Source organism: Alsobacter sp. KACC 23698, assembly GCF_045348435.1.
GTDB lineage: Bacteria > Pseudomonadota > Alphaproteobacteria > Rhizobiales > Beijerinckiaceae > Alsobacter.
Map to the genome: position 1 here is coordinate 2,744,993 of NZ_CP157484.1, position 17,054 is coordinate 2,762,046.

Sequence of the window (17,054 nt, forward strand, 5' to 3'; positions counted from 1 at the left end):
CCCCTGCCCTGCCGGCTAGGATGGTGGTTCAGAAGGAGTTCCTCCATGGACACGATCACTTCCGACATGCTGGTCGACGACGTCATGCGCCGATGGCCCGGCACGATCCGCGCCTTCCTGGACGCCAGGTTCCTGTGCGTGGGATGTCCGATCGGATGCTTCCACACGGTCGCGGACGCCTGCCGGGAACACCGGACGGACCTCGCCGCCTTCCTGGCCGCGCTGAACGCCGCCCTGGGCAAGGCGCCGGCCCTGGCGAACGCGCCCGCCTAGCGGGCGGACTCGACCGCCTAGCGGGCGGACGCGCCCTTGCGCTCGGCGAGGCCGAACAGGCGGTGGGGATCCAGCACGACGATGCGCTGGCGCCCGCCCTCGACGAGGCCCTGGTCCTCCCAGGCGCTGAGGATGCGGCTGACGGTGTGCAGCGTGGTGCCCGTCATCTCGGCCACGTCCTGGCGCGTGATCGGGAAATCGATCTCGATCCCCCGCTCCAGCTTGCGGCCGGCCTGCTGGACGAGGCGCAGCAGCGCATGCGCGACCCGGCGCTCCACGTCCTCCGTCGACATCTCGACTACGCGCACATGCGCGTCGTTGAGCCGGGACCCGACCGTCTGCAGGGCGCTGGCGGCGAGTGACGGACAGCGGGCGACGAGCCCGGGCCAGGCCGTCGATGGCCAGACCAGCATGACGCTGTCCACCACCGCCGTCGCGGTGGCCGGGTAGGTCGGCCGCCCCATCTGGACGGCGATGCCGAACATCTCGCCCGGCGCCACGTAGCGGATCACCACCTGCTGGCCCGCCGGGGTCAGCTTCACCACCTGCAGATTGCCGTGCAGCAGCACGAAGAAGGAGTCGGCCTCGCGATCCTGCTCGAACGCCGCGCCGCCCTTGGGCAGCCGCACCGAACGGGCCTGGGCCAGCACCTCGTCGAGCTGCTCCGGGCCGAGCCCGTCGAAGATCGGCATCCCGAGGACGATCGAGCGGTCAAGGGCGGCCATCGGGGAGCTCCATCGGGTCGGGGGCGCATGCGGCCGGGCCGGCGCCGGCGGGCCGCCGCGACGGGGGTCTCGGACGCTCGATCTCGTCGGATGCGACCATCCTACGCCGCCGCCCGTCCCGCCATTCGGATGGCTACGGACCGGCGGGCGGCCATCGGCCTGCAGTTTGCGCTCCGACAAACACGGAATTCCGGGCCGGGCCTATCACGGTTTCGGCCCCGCGGGGCCTCGAGCGCCCACTCACAGGAGATCACGATGCGACACGCCGCCCTTCTCGGAACCGTCATGCTGGCCGCCCTGTGCGGCGCGGCGTCCGCCGCCGAGGTCGAAATCAAGATGCTCAACAAGGGCGCGGCGGGCGTCATGGTCTTCGAACCGGCCTTCGTGCGGGTGCAGCCCGGCGACAGCGTCAAGTTCGTCGCCACCGACAAGGGCCACAACGCGGAATCCATCGACGGCATGCTGCCCGAAGGCGCCGCCCCCATCGCGGGCAAGTTCGGCGAGGACGCCGCCGTGACCTTCGACAAGCCCGGCGTCTACGGCGTGCGCTGCAAGCCCCACTACGGGATGGGCATGGTGGCCATGGTGGTCGTCGGGACGCCGGCCAACATCGACCAGGCCAAGGCGGTGTCTCACCCCGGCAAGGCGAAATCCACCTTCGCGGCCCTGTTCGACAAGCTCGCCTCGTCGAAGGCGGCGGCCGACTGACCTTTCGGCGGGTCGCCGTCGCGGCCCCCTTGCGCCTGGAGAACGCCCATGTCCCCCATCCCCCGCCTGCGCGACGACAAGGGCCCGGACATCCTGTCCTACGGGTTCCGGCCCTTCTTCCTGCTCGGCTCCCTCTTCGCCGGAGCGGCGATCCTGGCCTGGCTGCCGGCCTATTTCGGCGAGATCGCGATCCCGACCGCCTTCGCGCCGCGCGACTGGCATGCACATGAGATGATCTACGGCTTCCTGCCGGCCGTGGTGACGGGCTTCCTGCTGACCGCGATCCCGAACTGGACCGGACGGCTGCCCCTCCAGGGCCGCGCCCTCCTGGTGCTGGTCGTGGTCTGGCTCGCCGGCCGCGTCGCGGTGTCGACCTCGGCCTGGACGTCCTGGCAGGTCGCGGCCGCGGCCGACCTCGCTTTCCTGGCGCTGGTGGCCGCCGCCGCGACCCGCGAGGTGATCGCCGGAAAGAACTGGCGCAACCTGCGCGTCATCGTCATCGTCGGCCTGCTCTTCATAGGGAACGCCGTGTTCCACGCCGAGGCGCATTGGCGCGGCGCCGCCGATGTCGGCGTGCGGCTGGGGATCGCCGCGGCCGTGCTCCTGCTGACGCTGGTCGGCGGGCGGGTCGTCCCGAGCTTCACGCGCAACTGGCTCGCGCGGGAGAATCCGGGCCGGCTGCCGGCCCCGTTCGGCCGGCTCGACGTCGCCGCCATCGTGGCGTCCGCGCTGGCGCTGGCGGCCTGGGTCGCGGCGCCCGAGACTCTCGCCACGGGCGGGGCGATGCTGTGCGCCGGAGCGCTGCAGGCCGTGCGGCTGGCGCGCTGGGCTGGCGAGCGGACCTGGCGCGACCGCCTCGTCCTCGTCCTGCACGTCGCCTACGCCTTCGTGCCGATCGGCTTCGTCCTCGGCGCGCTCGCCGCCTTCGGCGTCGGTCCGGCCTCGGCGGGGATCCACGCCTGGACCGTCGGGGCGGTCGGCCTGATGACGCTGGCCATCATGTCGCGCGCCAGCCTCGGGCATACCGGACGGGCGCTGGTCGCCAGCCTCCCTGTGCAGACCGCCTACGGCCTGCTCGGCGCCGCGGCCCTCGCCCGCATCTGCGCGGCGATCCATCCGGCGGCGGCCTTCGGCCTGCTGCACGCGGCCGCACTGGCCTGGGCCGCCGGCTTCCTGGTCTTCGCGCTCAGCTATTGGCGGGTGTTCACCGGGCCGCGGCTCAGGCCCTAAGGCCGCGGCGGGGCGTCAGGCCTGCGCCGTGCGCCCGGCGCAGGCGCCGCAGGTCGCGCAGTCCATCGCCACCGCGAACTGGGCCATCCTGGGCCGATCGTCGAGCGCCGCCATCACCCCGTCGCGCTCGGCGTCCGACATCCGGCTCCATCCGGCGATCTCCGGCCGCGACCGGCCGCATCCGACGCAGTAGCCCGTGGCGGGATCGATGCTGCAGACCTTGATGCAGGGGGAAACAATGGACATGACGCACCTCGGGGATGACCGCCCTCCAGTGTGCATCCGCCAGCGCGCGCCGCCAGTCCGGAGCTTGCCTTACCGGGTTCTACCTAGCGCGGCCTCTGGCGGCGGGCTTCAGCGCAGCTCGTAGCAGTTCGTCCTGACCCGCTCGACCATCCGGGATCCGCGGGTCGTGTCGTACAGGATGGAGCACTGGATCAGGTAGTTGCGGGCGTCGTGCCGCAGCAGCATGAAGGTCGTGCCCTGCCCGGTGTAGCCCGCCACCTTCCAGCCATCCTCCAGAAGACGTTCGATCGTCAGCGACGGATCCTGCCCCGCCGCCGGGGCCGCCGCCGCAACGGCGATCGCGAACGCCGCCGTCCCCCATCTGGTCATGCCTGCCTCTCCTGTGAACCGGACCGCCCCCGCTCTCCGGGATGGCCCAGCGCGGCGATTCGTTCCACGCCGGGCTGCGGGCGAGACGCATTCGGCCGATCGCGCGGCGACAGCGGGTGATGAAGTTGGGCCAAGCTCTTGACCTTGCTCATGCGCGCCTTGCGCCCCCGGCGCGGGTGCGCGATCCTGGAACCGGACCTTGGGCTGAACGTTGCAGCACCAAGGAGCTCGCCCGGCCTGATCGCCCGCGAGCGAGCCGTCCCCGCCGCGAATCCATGCAGCGGGGCTCAATTTGGATCGAGGAGGAAGCCATGAGCGTGTTCGGGAACATCATGTCCAAGATTTTCGGCGGCGCGGCCCACGCGCAGACGCCGGCCGCCGCCGGGACCGCAGCGACGGCCCCCGCCGCGCCCGCGTCCACCGCCGCCGCGCCGGCTGCCGGGTCCGCCGCGGCTGCGCCGTCGGGCGCCCCCGTGGACGTCGCCGCCATCCTGAACGATCACGTGGCCAAATCGGGGCAGCAGCTCGACTGGCGAAACTCGATCGTCGACCTCATGAAGGCGCTCGGACTGGACAGCAGCCTCTCCGCCCGCAAGGAGCTCGCGCAGGAGCTGCACTACAGCGGCGACATGAACGATTCCGCCGGCATGAACATCTGGCTGCACAAGCAGGTCATGACCAAGCTGGCGCAGAATGGCGGCAAGGTGCCCGACGACCTGAAGGGCTGAGCCCGACCGGTTCGCTGCGCGGCGGGGGCATGCGGATGCGGAGGACCGCATCATGGACGAGAGCGTTTCCTCCGGCCCGATCCGGCCCCCGCTCCCCAGCTCCGGCACGGAGTTCGTCAACACGCTGGCGCACTACCACCGGGCCGAGATCGCCCGGATGGCGGGCTGGCGGGACCGGATCGACCGCACGACGAACTGGGCCATCACGGTGGTGGCGGCGATGCTCTCCGTGTCGCTGTCCACGCCCACGGCGCATCATGGCGTGCTGCTCTTCGCCATGCTGCTCATTTGGCTTCTGCTCTGGATCGAGGCGCGGCGCTACCGCTTCTTCGACGTCTATCGCGCCCGGGTGCGGCGCATGGAGCGGCACTATTTCGCGGCGTTCTTCGATCCGAGGCCCGACGACGATCCGAATTGGGCGCGCGTCCTGGGCGAGGACCTGAGGACGCCGCGCTTCCTCATCGGGCGGCGGGCGGCCATGTCCCGCCGCTTGCGCCGCAACTACCTGTGGATGTTCCTCATCCTGCTCCTCGCCTGGGTGCTGAAGATCACCTCCACCAAGCTCCAGGACGCGGACCGAACGGACGTGCTCCAGTCGCTGGACGCGGTCGTGCGCAACGCCTCGCTGGGCCCGCTGCCCGGCTGGCTGGTGATCGCGCTCGTGGTCCTGTTCTATTGCTGGCTGGCGTGGTCGGCCCTGTCGTCTCCGTCCACCCGGGACGAGGACGGGACGGTGCATGTGTGAGCCTCAGGACGGCGCGTCCGCCCGCAGGGCGGGCCGCGCGACGGTCCGGGGCTTCAGATGCGCGAAGCTCCAATGCCGGGCGGCCTCGTCCATGCAGCCCGACATGCGGATGAACGAGCCCCACGCCAATGCGCCGCCCTCGCGCCCCAGGAAGATCGCCCACGCCCGCTCCGACGCCGGCTCGCCTTCGAGGCGGCGCTCGAGATCGCGCGCGAAGGCCACGAGCTCGGGGCTGGGCGCGCCCCGCTCGTCCGGATCGTCGGCGCTCTCGCACCCCTCGCACATGGCTGGCGTCTCCTCGCCCGGACAGGGTCGACGCTGGCGGGCCTGCCGTCAACCGCCCCGCCCCGCCCCGCGAGCCCGCCGTCAGGCCGGGATCCCCTCGCCTCCATGGCGCGTTCGACCCCGCATGAGGATCGCGACCTTCAACGTCAACGGCGTCAACGGCCGGCTTCCCGTGCTCCTGCGCTGGCTCGCCGAAACGCAGCCGGACGTGGCCTGCCTGCAGGAGCTCAAGGCGCCGCAGGAGAAATTCCCCGCGCGCGCCCTGCGGGACGCCGGCTACGGCGCAATCTGGCATGGCCAGAAGAGCTGGAACGGCGTCGCCATCCTGGCGCGCGGCGAGGACCCGATCGAGACGCGCCGCGGCCTCGCCGGGCAGGACGAGGACGGCCAGAGCCGCTACATCGAGGCCGCGATCTCCGGCCTCGTGGTCGGCTGCCTCTACCTCCCCAACGGCAATCCGGCGCCGGGGCCCAAATTCGACTACAAGCTGCGCTGGTTTCAAAGCCTGACGGCGCACGCGGCCGGAATGCTGGAGCTCGGCGTCCCCGCCGTCTTGGCGGGCGACTTCAACGTCATGCCGACCGAGCTCGACGTCTACAGGCCCGAGCGATGGACCAGGGACGCCCTCTTCCGACCGGAGGTGCGCGCCGCGTTCCACCAGCTCGTCGGCCAGGGCTGGACCGACGCCTTGCGCGCCCTGCATCCCGACGAGCGGATCTACACCTTCTGGGACTATTTCCGGAACGCCTATGGCCGCGACGCCGGCCTGCGGATCGACCACCTGCTGCTCAGCCCGGCGCTGAAGCCGGCGCTGGCCGCCGCGGGCGTGAACCGGGACGTGCGCGGGTGGGAGAAGGCCAGCGACCACGCTCCCACCTGGATCGACCTGCGCAGGCCTTGAGCCCGTCGCGGCCGCTCGTCCGCGGCGGCCCTAGGCGGAGGCCGTCCTGGGCGTGCCGACATTGCCGATGAGCTGCCCGCGCGTGACATGGACATGCTCGGTCTGCCGCAGCACATAGCCCGGCATGGGGCTGCGGATGGCCTCGGGCTTCGGGTCGGCGCCCGCCGTGGGATGCAGCAGGGCGACCACCGTCTGGGCATCGACCTCGTCGCCGAGCCCGACCAGGTGCTCGACGAGCCCGGCGCGGGCGGCGACGTACTGCCCCTCCGGACCGGCGGTGACATGGACGCCGCGAAAGCGCGCCGGCTCCAGCGCCGGCTTCAGGACCCCATAGGCCGACAGGGCGCGCATGAGCCCCTCCTCCATGATGCGCAGCTCGGACGACTTCATGCGCCCGCCGCCGCCCTCCACCTCGATGGATGCGAGGTCGGCCGCCTCGGCCGCCCCGCAGGCCGTCTCGCGGATGCCCTTCACATGCTGCACGAAGCGGTAGCCCCAGGCCTCCATCAGATCCGTCAGCGCCGTCTCGTCGACCTTGCTGGCGGGCGTCGTGAAGCCGAACACCATCGGGACCACCGAGACGTCGCGGCCGCCGGCGTGGACGTCGATCAGGAGGTCCACGGCGGGAAACAACGAGCCTGTCGCGAAGGCGGCGAGCTTTTCGGTGGGCGTGCCCTGCGGATTGCCGGGAAACACCCGGTTCATGTTCTGGCCGTCGAAGGGCGACAACCGCTTGCCGGTCTCGGAGGCCGGGAAGTTGATGGACGGCGCGATGAGAATGCGGCCGGTCACGTCCTCCGGCCGGATGCGCTCGGCCAGGCGGCGCAGCGCGATCTGCGCCTCGTACTCGTCGCCATGGACGCCGCCGAACAGCAGCACCGATGGGCCCTGCCCGTTGTTGATGCTGCACAGGACGTCGCCGGCGACGCCATCCAGCGGGCCGGTGATCGGCCCGAGGTCATGGAACGTCTTGCCGGGGCGGGCGAGGTCGAAATCGGCGAGCATGGGATGCCTTTCTGGTCGCGTTTCACCGGCCCGCGACGCAGCGCGTCGCGGGATCGGGTCGTGATGGCGGGTGAAAGCGCCGCTCAGGCGGCGCGGCTGACCTCGGCCGACCGGAGCAGCGCCGCCGGCTTGTGGAAGCGCGTGGGCGAAAACGCCTCCAGCGCCTCGGGCTTGGAGCCCGACACGATCCAGTCGGTCATCAGCTTGGTGAAGCCGAGCGAGATCGCGAAGCCATGGCCGGACCAGGCGTAGCCATAGAGCGTGTTGGCGAGCGCCTCGGTCTGGCCAATAAGCGGGATCTGGTCCGCCGCCACGGTCTCGATCCGCGAGGCGTCGGCCTTCATGAAGGTCGAGTGGTCGATGAACGGGAAGGTCATGATCGCGTCCGTGACGTTCTGCGTCATGGAGCTCAGCGAGCCCTTCCACAGGCCCTCCGGCGTATGCGCCACATGCGCGCCGCCCGACAGCATCAGCGTGCCGTCCGGGATCTGCTTCACGGCCAGGCGCCGGTGGGCGTGCGAGATCAGGTGGTTGACCTTCTTGTTGAGCGGGTTCGACACGTAGTGCATCTGCGGCATCAGGTTCCAGACGGGGCTGAACTCGTGCGGCTTGAAGATCGGCTGCAGCAGCGTCTGCGCGCCCGCGTTGGCGACGATCACGAGACGCTCGCCGACCGGAACGACCTCGCCGCCCGCCAGCCGCACGCCCGTGGCGACGCCGCGCGTGTGGATGATCTCCTCCACCTTGGCCTGCGTGCGGATGGTCACGCCCGCCTTGGCGGCCTCCTTGGCGAATTGCTGGGTCGCGAAGGTGTGGTCGCCGACGCCGTCGTTCGGGCAATACACCGCCCCGATGATCCCGGCGGCGAGTTCGGGCTCACGCGACAGCGTCTCGTCGCGCGACCAGACCTCGGACGGGGCGCCGAGGCTGGACTGCGCCGCCGCCATGGCGTGCATGCGGCCCATCACCTCGTGCTCGCGGTGGCCGTACGGGATGTCGAACACCTTGATGCCGCCGATGCGGCGATAGCCGACGCCACCCTCGAAGGCCTGCTGGTAGTGGCTCCAGAGCTCCAGCGAGAGCGCGCAGACGGGCAGTTCGCGGAAGTCGCGGCCATTGGTGCGGACGCCGCGCTCGCCGGGACCGCCGGAGGCGCCGCCCGCGATCTCGCCGGCCTCGAGCAGCGTGACGCTCTTGCCGGCCTTGGCGAGCTGGTAGGCGAGGCTCGTTCCGTAGATGCCGCCGCCGACGATGACGATCTCGGAGGCCTGGTGTGTGCTGGACATCGATTTGACCCTTTATGCTGAACGGGGCGCCGGTTGCGCCGGAAGCGCGTCGGCGAAGTGACAGGTTGCGATGCTGGCGCCGCCGGGCGCCGGCATGGGGGGCGGCTGGTCTTCCACGCAGCGCCGCGGCAGGCGGCCATGCGGCGTGTCCACGGCGGCGGCGGGAGCGCGCGCCGCGAGAAGGCGAGCGGCCGGGCAGCGCGTATGGAAGCTGCACCCGGTCGGAACCGCGAGTGGGCTCGGGATGGAGCCCTCCAGCACGGCCCCGGCTCCGACGCCGTGATGCGAGGACGCCGCCATCAGGCTCTGCGTGTAGGGGTGGCGCGGCGCGCCGCAGACATCCTCCACCACGCCCTGCTCGACGAAACGGCCGAGATACATGACCCCGACGGAGTCGGCCATGTGCTCCACGAGCCCGAGGTCGTGCGTGATGATGATGAAGGTCAGCGACAGGCGCTGCTTCAGCTCCATGAGCAGGTTGATGATCTGCGCCTGGACGGACACGTCGAGCGCGCTCACGGGCTCGTCCAGCACCAGGATCTCGGGTTCGCAGATGATGGCCCGCGCGATGGCGGCGCGCTGGCGCTGGCCGCCCGACAGCTCGTGCGGATAGCGGTCAAGGTGAGCCGCGTTCAGCCCCACCAGCGCCATGACGTCGGCGACCCGGGCTTGGCGCGCATCCCGCCCAGGATGAAGGCCGTGCACCTGCAGGGCCTCTTCCAACGTGTCGAACACCGTCATGCGGGGATCGAGCGAGGCGCGCGGGTCCTGCAGCACGAGCTGGATCTTGCGCCGCAGCCCGCGCAGGGCCGCGCCGTCAAGGCCCGCCACCGCCGCGCCGTCCACTCGAACCTCGCCCGAGGTCGGCTGCAGCAGGCCGACCAGCAGGCGGGCGAGCGAGCTCTTGCCCGACCCGGACTCGCCCACGATCGCAAAGCAGCTGCCGCGCGGGACGCGAAACGACACGCCGTCCACGGCGCGGGCCACTGGCGCCGAGCCGCCGCCGAACAGAGGACGACGCCCGACGAAGTGGCGCGACACGTCCGTGACCGCGACGGCTTCGTCCGGTGACGGCTGGTCGATGGACAGCGCGGCGCTCATGCCCGGCCCTCCTCGGCGAAGTGGCACGCGACATGGCGTCCGTCGATCGGCCGCGCGGCGGGCTCTCGGGCGGCGCATTCGGGCCGGCCATGCGTACGCTCGCAGCGGGGGCGGAAGGCGCACCCGCCCGGCAGCGAGCCCACCATGGGAGGCTCGCCCGCGATGGCCGGCAGCGGCGCGCCGCGACGCGAGCCGCCCGGAACGGATGAACGCAGCGCCTGCGCGTAGGGATGGAGCGGGCTGCGCAGGACGGCGGCCGCCTCGCCGGCCTCCACAAGCGAGCCCGCATACATCACCGCCACGTCGTCGGCGAAGCGGGCCACGAGGTTGAGGTCGTGGGTGACGATCAGGATCGCCATGCCGCGGCGGCGCTGGATGTCGCGCAGCAGCGCCAGGATCTGCTGCTGGATGGTGACGTCGAGCGCGCTGGTGGGCTCGTCCGCCAGCAGGAGCTGCGGGTCCTGCGCCAGCGCGATCGCGATCACGATGCGCTGCTTCATGCCGCCCGAGAACTGGTGCGGGTACATGGCGAGGCGCCGCTCGGGGTCGGAGATGCCGACGTCCTCCAGCAACGCGACGCAGCGCGCCCGCACGGCCGCGGCGTCGAGATCCGTCCCGATCCGGACGGCCTCGGCGAGTTGCGCGCCGACTGTCAGCACGGGGTTGAGCGCGCTGGCGGCGTCCTGGAACACGACGCCGATCTTGCGGCGGCGCAGCTCCATCAGGGCGGTGGGCGAAAGCCCGACCGCGGACTCGCCGCCGACCGCGATCGATCCCTCGACCACCGCCACCTGGGCGGGGTTGGCGAGGGTCGCGATGGCGCGCAGCAGCGAGGTCTTGCCCGAGCCGGATTCGCCCACCACCGCGAGCGTGCGCCCGGCCTGGAGCGTGAGATCGACGCCGCGCACCACCTCCAGCAGGCCAGCCGGCGTGCGGAACGCGAGACGCAGCCCACGCACCGAGAGCGCCGGGACGGCGTCGCCCTCCCCGGCCACGGGATCGGCCGGCGCGACCTTGGCGCGACGCAGCCGATCCAGCCAGGAGCGGCGCGGCGCGACGCCCCGGCTGGTCGGGTCGTAGACGGTGCGGAGCGCGTCGCCGAGCAGGTTGAAGGCGAGCGCCGAGCCGGCCAGGAACAGGCCCGGGAAAGTCGCCAGATGCGGATGGCTGCGGATATAGGACCGCGCTTCGCCCAGCATCGTGCCCCATTCGGGGAACGGCGGCTGCGTGCCGAGCCCGAGAAAGCCGAGGCCCGACGCCGACAGCAGCGTGGAGGCGAAAAGCAGCGTCGAGAGCGTCAGCAGCGTGCCCGAGATGTTGGGGAGCACGTGGCGCAGGATGATCCGCGAAGGGCGCGCGCCGAGCGAGGACAGCCCCTCCACATAGGGCTCGGCCAGGATGCTGAGCGTCACGGCCCGGGCCGTGCGGGCGAAGATCGGGATCGACACCACGCCGACCGCGATGATGACGTTTTGCGTGTTGGCCCCCAGGATGGCCACGATCGCGAGCGCGAAGACGATGTCGGGGAAGCTCAGCGTCACGTCGATAGCGCGCATCACGATGGCGTCGAACCAGCCGCGCCGCCAGGCCGCGAGCACGCCGAGCGGCACGCCGACCAGAAACGCGAACGCGACCCCGCCCACCCCGACGCCCAGCGTCGCTCGGGCCCCAAGGAGGATGCGGCTGAAGACGTCGCGACCGAGCTGGTCCGTGCCAAACCAATGCAGCGCCGATGGCGGTTTCAGCGTCTGGGCGAAGTTCTGCTTGAAAGGATCGAGCGGGGCCAGCATGGGGCCGAAGATGGCGAGCAGCAGGTAGCCGAGCACCAGCGCGAGGCCGATCGCGCCCTTGGGCTGGGAGACGATGCGGCGCAGCGTCAACCAGCGCGACCGGGGCGTCCGGGCCTCGGCCCGCGGGGGCGTCGCGCCCAGCGCCATGGTGTCCATCGCGGCCGTCATGCGGCCCTCCTTTCCTCGCGGGTGCGGGGATCGAGCCACTGGGTCAGGAGGTCTGTGGCGAGGTTGATGAGCACGAAGAAGATCGCGAACATCAGGATCGTGTACTGGACGACCGGGTAGTCGGCGCGCGACACGGCGTCGACCAGCAGGCGCCCCACGCCCGGGATGCCGAACACCGTCTCGGTAACGACCGAGCCGCCCAGCATGCCGCCGAACTGCACGCCCGCGACGCTGACGGCCGCCACGAGCGAGTTGCGCAGCGCATGCGAGACGATGACGCGGGTTTCGCTGAGGCCCTTGGCGCGGGCGGTGTCGAGATAGTCCTTGCTCATCGCCTCCAGCAGGCTGGCCGTGATGAGGCGGCTGAACATCGCGGTGGGGCGCGTCGCCACCACCAGGATCGGCAGCACGAAATGCATGGGCGTGGACGCGCCCGCCGCCGGCACCCAGCCGAGATACACGGCGAAGAACCAGATGCAGAGCAGCCCGAGCCAGTAGATCGGCATCGAGATGCCGGTGAGCGTCAGCACGGTGATGACCGCCTCGGCGAACCCGCCCTGGCGCAGCGCGCAGACGACGCCCGACACCGTGCCCACCGCCAGCCCGAGCGCCAGGCCCCCGATGGCGACGATCAGCGTGTTGGGCAACCTCTCGGCGAGCTCTACCGCAACCGGTCGATGCGTGCGGAACGAGGTCGCGATAGACGGGTCCCAGAGACCCTTGAGGAACAGGCCATAGCGGGTCAGCAAGGGCTGGTTCAGCCCCAGGAACTCGCGGATGCTCTGCACCTCCTCGTCGGTCGCCGCCGGCCCGGCCAGCATCTGGGCCGGGTCGCCGGGGATCATGTCCATGAAGAAGAAGACCAGCAGGGACACAACGAAGAGGGTCGGAAGGGCCTGGGCCAGGCGTCGGGGGATGAACATGGCCGTCTCCGTTGCGGGAGGGCTATTTCAGGGTGACCTTGTCGAACACCAGCGTCTCGTTGGGCTGGACTTCCAGTCCCTGCACCTTGTTGGACACGCCGAGAGCCTGGGTCTGGTACCAGAGGAAGATGAAGGGCTGGTCGTTCCAGACGATCTCCTGGACCTCGCCGTAGATCTCCTTCTGCTTGGCCGGATCGGTCACGCGACGGCCCTCCGCCAGCAGGTCGTCCACCTTGGGATTGCTGTAGCCGGTGCGGTTGGCGCCGACGCCGGACTTGAACAGCCGGAACAGCGTGTAGTCCATGCCGGCGGTGGCGCGGCCCACCATGCCCATGTTGTCGGTGCGCTGGGCGGGATCGAGCCCGATCACTTTGCTCCAGGTCCCGCGGTCCACCACGTTGGCGGTGGCCTTGACGCCAATGTTCTCGAACGAGCCCGCGATGGCCTGGCAGACCTGCGCGTCCTTGATGTAGCGCCCGTTGGGGCACGTCATGGTGAGCTGCAGCGCGCCCGGCTTGTAGCCCGCCTCGGCGAGCAGCTTCTTGGCGCCTTCGGGATCGAACTTGATCGGCGGGAAGGTGCGGCGCAGCTCGTCCTGCGTGCCCGGGCCGACCATGCCGACCGAGGGCGTGCCGAGGCCGCCCAGGATGCCCTCCGCCATGCCCTGGCGGTCGATGGCCATGTTGAGCGCCTTGCGGACCTTGGCGTCCTTGAGCGGGCCGCGCAGCACCAGCTCCATGTTGATGGAGAACATGCTCGGCGGGTTGATGACCTTGGCGGTCTTCAGCGCGTTGATGGCCGGCATGGATTCGGGCGGCACGCGCTCCACGACGTCGACGCCGCCGGTCTCCAGAAGCGCCATGCGGGCGCCGTCCTCCGGCGCGACCGTGAAGTCGATGGCCTTGAGGGTGGCCGGGTAGTCTCCGGCGTAGGTGGGATTGGGCACGAGGCGGAAGCTCTCGCCGCCGATGAACTTGTCGACCATGTAGGGGCCGCTGCCGACGGGCTTGCGGCCATATTCGGCCCCCATCTGCGCAACCGCCTTGACGTTGACGATGCTCGCCGCCGTGTTGGCCAGCAGCATCAGCACGTGGCCGTTGGGCTCGGCCATGTGGAACTCCACCGTGTCCTCGCCGACCGCCTTGGCGACCCCCAGCGAGGCGTAGAGCCCGCGATAGATGGAGCCGACCTTCTCGTCGAGCAGGCGGTTGAAGCTGGCCGCCACCGCCTCGGCGTTGAGCGGGTCGCCGTTGCTGAAGGTCTTGCCGGTCTTGATCTTGACCGTGAAGACCTTGCCGTCGGCCGAGAAGCCGTAGTCGGTCGCGAGGTTCTTCTGAATGTTGTTCTTCGGGTCGAGCCGGAACAGGCCCTCCAGCACGGCGAGATCCACCGCGTTGGCGACCGGCAGGTCGTTGAAGGCGGGATCGAAAGTGGCCGGATCGGCCCCGACGGCGACCCGCAGCACGCCCTCCGGCGCCGCCATCGCGGCCGTGGAGCCAAGAACGCCCGCCACGACGGCGGCGTATCGAACAAGACGCAGCTTCTCCATAGCCGTGGTTCCCCAATGCCTGTCGGTTTCGATGTCCGCGGGGGATCAGCACTGCGCAAACCCCGGTGATTGCCCCGGCGGCGCGGTTCTCAGCCTGAATGGGCGCTGGCGTTTGGCCGATCGATCAAGTGCCGTCGTCCAGCGACCTCATCAGGAGATACGAAAGGCGCCATTGCCTCAAATCACTAATTCGCCGATCTTCATCACCTGCGGTTATGGCGAGGCGGCATGAACTACCGGCAGGTCGAGGTGTTCAAGGCCATCATGGACAGCGGCTCCGTGACCGGCGCGGCCGCGATCCTGCGCATCTCGCAGCCGGCCGTCACCAAGGCGCTGCGCCTGCTGGAGTTCGACCTGGGGCTGCAGCTTTTCATGCGGACCACCAAAGGCATCGCCGCCACCGACGAGGCGCGCGCGCTCTATGCGGAGGTGGAGCGCACCTATTTCGGCATGCAGAACCTGCAGCGCTTCGCCGGCGGCCTGCGCGACCGCAAGCAGGGGCGCGTGGTCGTCACCGTGATCCCGACGCTCAGCGTCGCCTGGCTGCCGCTGATGGCGGCGCGCTTCGCCCGCACGCATCCGGGCGTGACGCTGTCGCTCTATTCCGACAACTCCGCCGACGCGGTGCGGCTGGTGGGCTCGGGCGAGATCGACATCGGCATCGCGCAGATCCGCAGCGAGGAGACCAACCTCGCCCGCCGCAAGCTCTTCGACCTGGAAGGCTTCGCCGCCCTGCCGGCCGGCCACCGCCTCGCCGCGCAAAGCAGCGTGTCGCCTGCCGACCTCGCGGACGAGCCGATCATCTCGCTCGGGCCCGCCGACGAGTTCCGCCGCCGCCTGGCCGCCGCCATGGAGGCCGCGGGCGCGCACTACAGCTCGGTGATCGACGTCAGCCTCGGCCTCACGGTCTGCGCCATGGTGGAGCACGGGCTGGGCGTCGGCGTGGTGGATTCGGAAACCGCGCGCCTGCGGGCGGATTCGGGCGTGGCGTTCCGCCCCTTCGCGCCGCGGCTCTTCGTGCCGATCTACATGTTCCGCCAGCGCAACCGGCAGGCCAGCGGCGTCGCCGAGGCGTTCAGCGCCAGCCTGCAGCCGCCGCCGCCGTTCCGCCCCGACGAGGGCGGCGCGCCGCCCGGCCCGGCGCGCCGGACCCGGTGACCGCAGGGGGGCTTCGATCCTCCTCTGACGGACGCGGGATCGTCCCGGCCGAGACGATCCCGCCCTGGCTCGGGTCTACTTGGAGATGATGATGCCCTTTTCCTTGCGCATCGTGTCGATCACGGTCCCGATCGCCTTGATCACCTTCACGCCGGGATTGGCCTTGCAATAGACGATGACCTCGTGCTCGGCCTCCTTGGACCGACCCACATTGATGAAATGCTTCTTGGCGAGCCCGTTGTACCAGCCGCTGTACCAGGTGGTCAGCAAGTCGGCGTCCTCCTGGAAGGTGCCCGCCAGCTGGGCGCAGGTCAGGGTCTGGACGTTGATGTAGCCGTTCTGGTCCGCATAGGACTTGAGTTCGACCTGGGCGCTGGCGCCGGAGACGGACAGGACCGAAAGAAGAGCGACCGCGAAGGCGAGTTTCGTCATGGATGCACCTTTGTGCTGTGGACGGGTTCTGCGCCGGTCCCCCGGACCGTCGGTCGCGAAGGTTCGTCAGGACTGGCGGCTCGCCACTATGCAAATTCGGCAATCCCCCGCGCCAAATGCCGCAAGGAGGGTCAGACGGGCTGAAAATCGACCGTTTCGTCCCCCGCCGGCGTCCGGTTTGACAGCGCCGGCCGCCAACCCATGATGGGGCTGTTCCGAGTCCCGGGAGGGCGAAGTGCCTGTCGAACGTCTCTCGCTCACCCTCGATGCGGTGCGGGCCCACACCGTGCCCGTGTCCGACAAGACGGTCTGGATCCTGCTCGAACTCGTCTTCGCGGGGGCGGCCTCCGGGTGGGGCGAGGCCACGCTGTCGCGGGCGGAGGAAGCCGTCCTGGCCGAGATCGGACACGCGCAGGCCATCCTGGGCGGGCGGACCTTCTCCGGTCCGGCCGAGGCGGTCGCGGGGCTGCGCATGGCGAATGCGTCGCAGGCCCGCATCACCGTCCTGCGGGCGGTCGAGCAGGCCTTCCTCGACGCCTTGGCGCGCCGCGCGGGCCTCTCGCTCGCGGCGTTGCTCGGCGGGCCGGAGCGCCGCGAGATCCCGGTCTACGCCAACATCAACCGCGGCATGGAGGATCGAAGCCCCGCGGGCTTCGCCGCGCGCGCCGCGGACGTGGCGGAGCAGGAAGGCTACCGGGCGCTGAAGATAGCGCCCTTCGACGGCCTGAACTGGGCGCGCGCCAGCCACGCCGAAGCCACGCGCCTGCTCGGCGCCGGGATCGACAGGATCAAGGCGGTCCGCGACGCGATCGGGCCGGGCGTCGCCCTGCTGGTGGACTGTCACTCGCGCCTGTCGCCCGTGATGGCCCGGACCGTGCTCCGCGAGACCGGTCACGACGGCCTCTACTGGCTGGAGGAAGCGCTCGCCGAAGACGCCTTCGACGCGCATGCTTTGCGGGCGCTGCGGAGTTTCGCCAACGACCAGGGCGTCCGGATCGCCGGGGGAGAGCACCTGTCCAGCATGGAGGGCGCGCGGGACTTCCTGGCGCGCGGGGCGTGCGACGTGATCCTGCCCGACCTGCGCTGGACGGGGATCCGCAGCGGCATGGCCATCCTCGAGCTGACCGCCGCGTCCGGCGTCGGCGTCAGCCTGCACAACCCGGTCGGCCCCGCGCTCGACCGCATCAGCATCCAGGTCGCGGCGGCGCTGCCCTCCTTCCTCATCCTGGAGCGGCAGGTGCGCGAGAGCCCCCTCTTCGACGAGGTTCGGGGAGGCCCGCAGCCCCTGGCGGAGGGCTCGATCCTGCTGGAGGACGAGCCCGGCTTCGGCCCCGAGCCGAACAGGGCCGTGCTGGAGCGCTGCTCCCGGCAGGGTTTCACCCGCAGGGCGAGCCTGGCGGGAGTGGGCGGCGCGGGCGCGGACGGCTGACCC

At 70.7% G+C, this 17,054-nt stretch carries 19 protein-coding genes; 8 read left to right on the forward strand and 11 right to left on the reverse strand.

From position 1 onward, the window contains the following. The first annotated feature begins 45 nt into the window (after window positions 1–45). Window positions 46–273, forward strand: coding sequence for a DUF1858 domain-containing protein (locus ABEG18_RS12750; protein ID WP_406858431.1), 228 nt, complete (start codon window positions 46–48; stop codon window positions 271–273). A gap of 17 nt (window positions 274–290) precedes the next feature. Here ABEG18_RS12750 and ABEG18_RS12755 read toward each other — a convergent pair whose 3' ends face one another. Further along, window positions 291–998 carry a Crp/Fnr family transcriptional regulator gene (locus ABEG18_RS12755; RefSeq protein WP_406858432.1) on the reverse strand — a complete coding sequence of 236 codons (708 nt, stop codon included), beginning with the start codon at window positions 996–998 and terminating at the stop codon, window positions 291–293. Between the two features lie 255 nt (window positions 999–1,253). Here ABEG18_RS12755 and ABEG18_RS12760 point away from each other — a divergent pair, with 255 nt between their 5' ends. Continuing rightward, on the forward strand, window positions 1,254–1,706 hold the full coding sequence (locus ABEG18_RS12760; RefSeq protein ID WP_406858433.1) for a pseudoazurin: 453 nt from the start codon (window positions 1,254–1,256) through the stop codon (window positions 1,704–1,706). A gap of 48 nt (window positions 1,707–1,754) precedes the next feature. Continuing rightward, the gene (locus tag ABEG18_RS12765; RefSeq protein ID WP_406858434.1) at window positions 1,755–2,936 is read left to right on the forward strand and encodes an NnrS family protein; all 1,182 of its coding nucleotides are present in this window, start codon (window positions 1,755–1,757) and stop codon (window positions 2,934–2,936) included. Window positions 2,937–2,951: 15 nt separating this feature from the next. On the opposite strand, the gene ABEG18_RS12770 is transcribed toward ABEG18_RS12765, so the two are convergent. Next, entirely contained in the window at window positions 2,952–3,182 is a 231-nt protein-coding gene (locus ABEG18_RS12770; protein ID WP_406858435.1) for a DUF1289 domain-containing protein, read from the reverse strand. Between the two features lie 108 nt (window positions 3,183–3,290). Next, window positions 3,291–3,551: a hypothetical protein gene (locus ABEG18_RS12775; protein ID WP_406858436.1), complete on the reverse strand. Its 261-nt coding sequence runs from the start codon at window positions 3,549–3,551 to the stop codon at window positions 3,291–3,293. Window positions 3,552–3,862: 311 nt separating this feature from the next. Here ABEG18_RS12775 and ABEG18_RS12780 point away from each other — a divergent pair, with 311 nt between their 5' ends. Continuing rightward, a complete protein-coding gene (locus ABEG18_RS12780; RefSeq protein ID WP_406858437.1) occupies window positions 3,863–4,279 on the forward strand; it encodes a DUF3597 domain-containing protein in 417 nt (138 codons plus the stop codon). Between the two features lie 52 nt (window positions 4,280–4,331). Beyond that, on the forward strand, window positions 4,332–5,024 hold the full coding sequence (locus ABEG18_RS12785; protein ID WP_406858438.1) for a DUF2270 domain-containing protein: 693 nt from the start codon (window positions 4,332–4,334) through the stop codon (window positions 5,022–5,024). Window positions 5,025–5,027: 3 nt separating this feature from the next. On the opposite strand, the gene ABEG18_RS12790 is transcribed toward ABEG18_RS12785, so the two are convergent. Beyond that, a complete protein-coding gene (locus tag ABEG18_RS12790; protein WP_406858439.1) occupies window positions 5,028–5,309 on the reverse strand; it encodes a hypothetical protein in 282 nt (93 codons plus the stop codon). Window positions 5,310–5,433: 124 nt separating this feature from the next. Between ABEG18_RS12790 and xth the strand changes: the two genes are divergently transcribed. After that, complete coding sequence (gene xth, locus ABEG18_RS12795) at window positions 5,434–6,210, forward strand: exodeoxyribonuclease III (protein ID WP_406858440.1); 777 nt, start codon at window positions 5,434–5,436, stop codon at window positions 6,208–6,210. A gap of 30 nt (window positions 6,211–6,240) precedes the next feature. On the opposite strand, the gene ABEG18_RS12800 is transcribed toward xth, so the two are convergent. The 6 genes from ABEG18_RS12800 to ABEG18_RS12825 form a co-directional block, all read right to left on the reverse strand. Then, window positions 6,241–7,215, reverse strand: a complete 975-nt coding sequence (locus ABEG18_RS12800; protein ID WP_406858441.1) for a succinylglutamate desuccinylase/aspartoacylase family protein — start codon at window positions 7,213–7,215, stop codon at window positions 6,241–6,243. A gap of 83 nt (window positions 7,216–7,298) precedes the next feature. Next, the gene (locus ABEG18_RS12805) at window positions 7,299–8,501 is read right to left on the reverse strand and encodes an NAD(P)/FAD-dependent oxidoreductase (RefSeq protein WP_406858442.1); all 1,203 of its coding nucleotides are present in this window, start codon (window positions 8,499–8,501) and stop codon (window positions 7,299–7,301) included. Between the two features lie 12 nt (window positions 8,502–8,513). Further along, window positions 8,514–9,602, reverse strand: a complete 1,089-nt coding sequence (locus tag ABEG18_RS12810) for an ABC transporter ATP-binding protein (RefSeq protein WP_406858443.1) — start codon at window positions 9,600–9,602, stop codon at window positions 8,514–8,516. Next, window positions 9,599–11,560 (reverse strand): dipeptide/oligopeptide/nickel ABC transporter permease/ATP-binding protein, encoded by a 1,962-nt coding sequence (locus ABEG18_RS12815; protein ID WP_406858444.1) that lies wholly within the window; start codon window positions 11,558–11,560, stop codon window positions 9,599–9,601. The genes ABEG18_RS12810 and ABEG18_RS12815 overlap by 4 nt, the downstream gene beginning before the upstream one ends. Then, a complete protein-coding gene (locus ABEG18_RS12820; protein WP_406858445.1) occupies window positions 11,557–12,483 on the reverse strand; it encodes an ABC transporter permease in 927 nt (308 codons plus the stop codon). The genes ABEG18_RS12815 and ABEG18_RS12820 overlap by 4 nt, the downstream gene beginning before the upstream one ends. Before the next feature lie 22 nt (window positions 12,484–12,505). Further along, window positions 12,506–14,032 (reverse strand): ABC transporter substrate-binding protein, encoded by a 1,527-nt coding sequence (locus ABEG18_RS12825; RefSeq protein ID WP_406858446.1) that lies wholly within the window; start codon window positions 14,030–14,032, stop codon window positions 12,506–12,508. 228 nt (window positions 14,033–14,260) lie between these two features. On the opposite strand from ABEG18_RS12825, the gene ABEG18_RS12830 reads away from it, so the two are divergent. Then, the gene (locus ABEG18_RS12830) at window positions 14,261–15,190 is read left to right on the forward strand and encodes a LysR family transcriptional regulator (protein WP_406858447.1); all 930 of its coding nucleotides are present in this window, start codon (window positions 14,261–14,263) and stop codon (window positions 15,188–15,190) included. Window positions 15,191–15,265: 75 nt separating this feature from the next. Here the strand turns inward: ABEG18_RS12830 and ABEG18_RS12835 are convergent, their stop codons facing one another. Further along, entirely contained in the window at window positions 15,266–15,622 is a 357-nt protein-coding gene (locus ABEG18_RS12835) for an HdeA/HdeB family chaperone (protein ID WP_406858448.1), read from the reverse strand. Between the two features lie 235 nt (window positions 15,623–15,857). Here ABEG18_RS12835 and ABEG18_RS12840 point away from each other — a divergent pair, with 235 nt between their 5' ends. Next, window positions 15,858–17,051: a mandelate racemase/muconate lactonizing enzyme family protein gene (locus tag ABEG18_RS12840; protein ID WP_406858449.1), complete on the forward strand. Its 1,194-nt coding sequence runs from the start codon at window positions 15,858–15,860 to the stop codon at window positions 17,049–17,051. Window positions 17,052–17,054: the final 3 nt, after the last annotated feature.

What these genes read in the sequence shown, in the direction of transcription:
- ABEG18_RS12750 (WP_406858431.1), top strand. Translation starts at nt 46, where the DNA reads ATGGACACGATCACTTCCGACATGCTGGTCGACGACGTCATGCGCCGA.
- ABEG18_RS12755 (WP_406858432.1), bottom strand. Translation starts at nt 998, where the DNA reads ATGGCCGCCCTTGACCGCTCGATCGTCCTCGGGATGCCGATCTTCGAC.
- ABEG18_RS12760 (WP_406858433.1), top strand. Translation starts at nt 1,254, where the DNA reads ATGCGACACGCCGCCCTTCTCGGAACCGTCATGCTGGCCGCCCTGTGC.
- ABEG18_RS12765 (WP_406858434.1), top strand. Translation starts at nt 1,755, where the DNA reads ATGTCCCCCATCCCCCGCCTGCGCGACGACAAGGGCCCGGACATCCTG.
- ABEG18_RS12770 (WP_406858435.1), bottom strand. Translation starts at nt 3,182, where the DNA reads ATGTCCATTGTTTCCCCCTGCATCAAGGTCTGCAGCATCGATCCCGCC.
- ABEG18_RS12775 (WP_406858436.1), bottom strand. Translation starts at nt 3,551, where the DNA reads ATGACCAGATGGGGGACGGCGGCGTTCGCGATCGCCGTTGCGGCGGCG.
- ABEG18_RS12780 (WP_406858437.1), top strand. Translation starts at nt 3,863, where the DNA reads ATGAGCGTGTTCGGGAACATCATGTCCAAGATTTTCGGCGGCGCGGCC.
- ABEG18_RS12785 (WP_406858438.1), top strand. Translation starts at nt 4,332, where the DNA reads ATGGACGAGAGCGTTTCCTCCGGCCCGATCCGGCCCCCGCTCCCCAGC.
- ABEG18_RS12790 (WP_406858439.1), bottom strand. Translation starts at nt 5,309, where the DNA reads ATGTGCGAGGGGTGCGAGAGCGCCGACGATCCGGACGAGCGGGGCGCG.
- xth (WP_406858440.1), top strand. Translation starts at nt 5,434, where the DNA reads ATGAGGATCGCGACCTTCAACGTCAACGGCGTCAACGGCCGGCTTCCC.
- ABEG18_RS12800 (WP_406858441.1), bottom strand. Translation starts at nt 7,215, where the DNA reads ATGCTCGCCGATTTCGACCTCGCCCGCCCCGGCAAGACGTTCCATGAC.
- ABEG18_RS12805 (WP_406858442.1), bottom strand. Translation starts at nt 8,501, where the DNA reads ATGTCCAGCACACACCAGGCCTCCGAGATCGTCATCGTCGGCGGCGGC.
- ABEG18_RS12810 (WP_406858443.1), bottom strand. Translation starts at nt 9,602, where the DNA reads ATGAGCGCCGCGCTGTCCATCGACCAGCCGTCACCGGACGAAGCCGTC.
- ABEG18_RS12815 (WP_406858444.1), bottom strand. Translation starts at nt 11,560, where the DNA reads ATGACGGCCGCGATGGACACCATGGCGCTGGGCGCGACGCCCCCGCGG.
- ABEG18_RS12820 (WP_406858445.1), bottom strand. Translation starts at nt 12,483, where the DNA reads ATGTTCATCCCCCGACGCCTGGCCCAGGCCCTTCCGACCCTCTTCGTT.
- ABEG18_RS12825 (WP_406858446.1), bottom strand. Translation starts at nt 14,032, where the DNA reads ATGGAGAAGCTGCGTCTTGTTCGATACGCCGCCGTCGTGGCGGGCGTT.
- ABEG18_RS12830 (WP_406858447.1), top strand. Translation starts at nt 14,261, where the DNA reads ATGAACTACCGGCAGGTCGAGGTGTTCAAGGCCATCATGGACAGCGGC.
- ABEG18_RS12835 (WP_406858448.1), bottom strand. Translation starts at nt 15,622, where the DNA reads ATGACGAAACTCGCCTTCGCGGTCGCTCTTCTTTCGGTCCTGTCCGTC.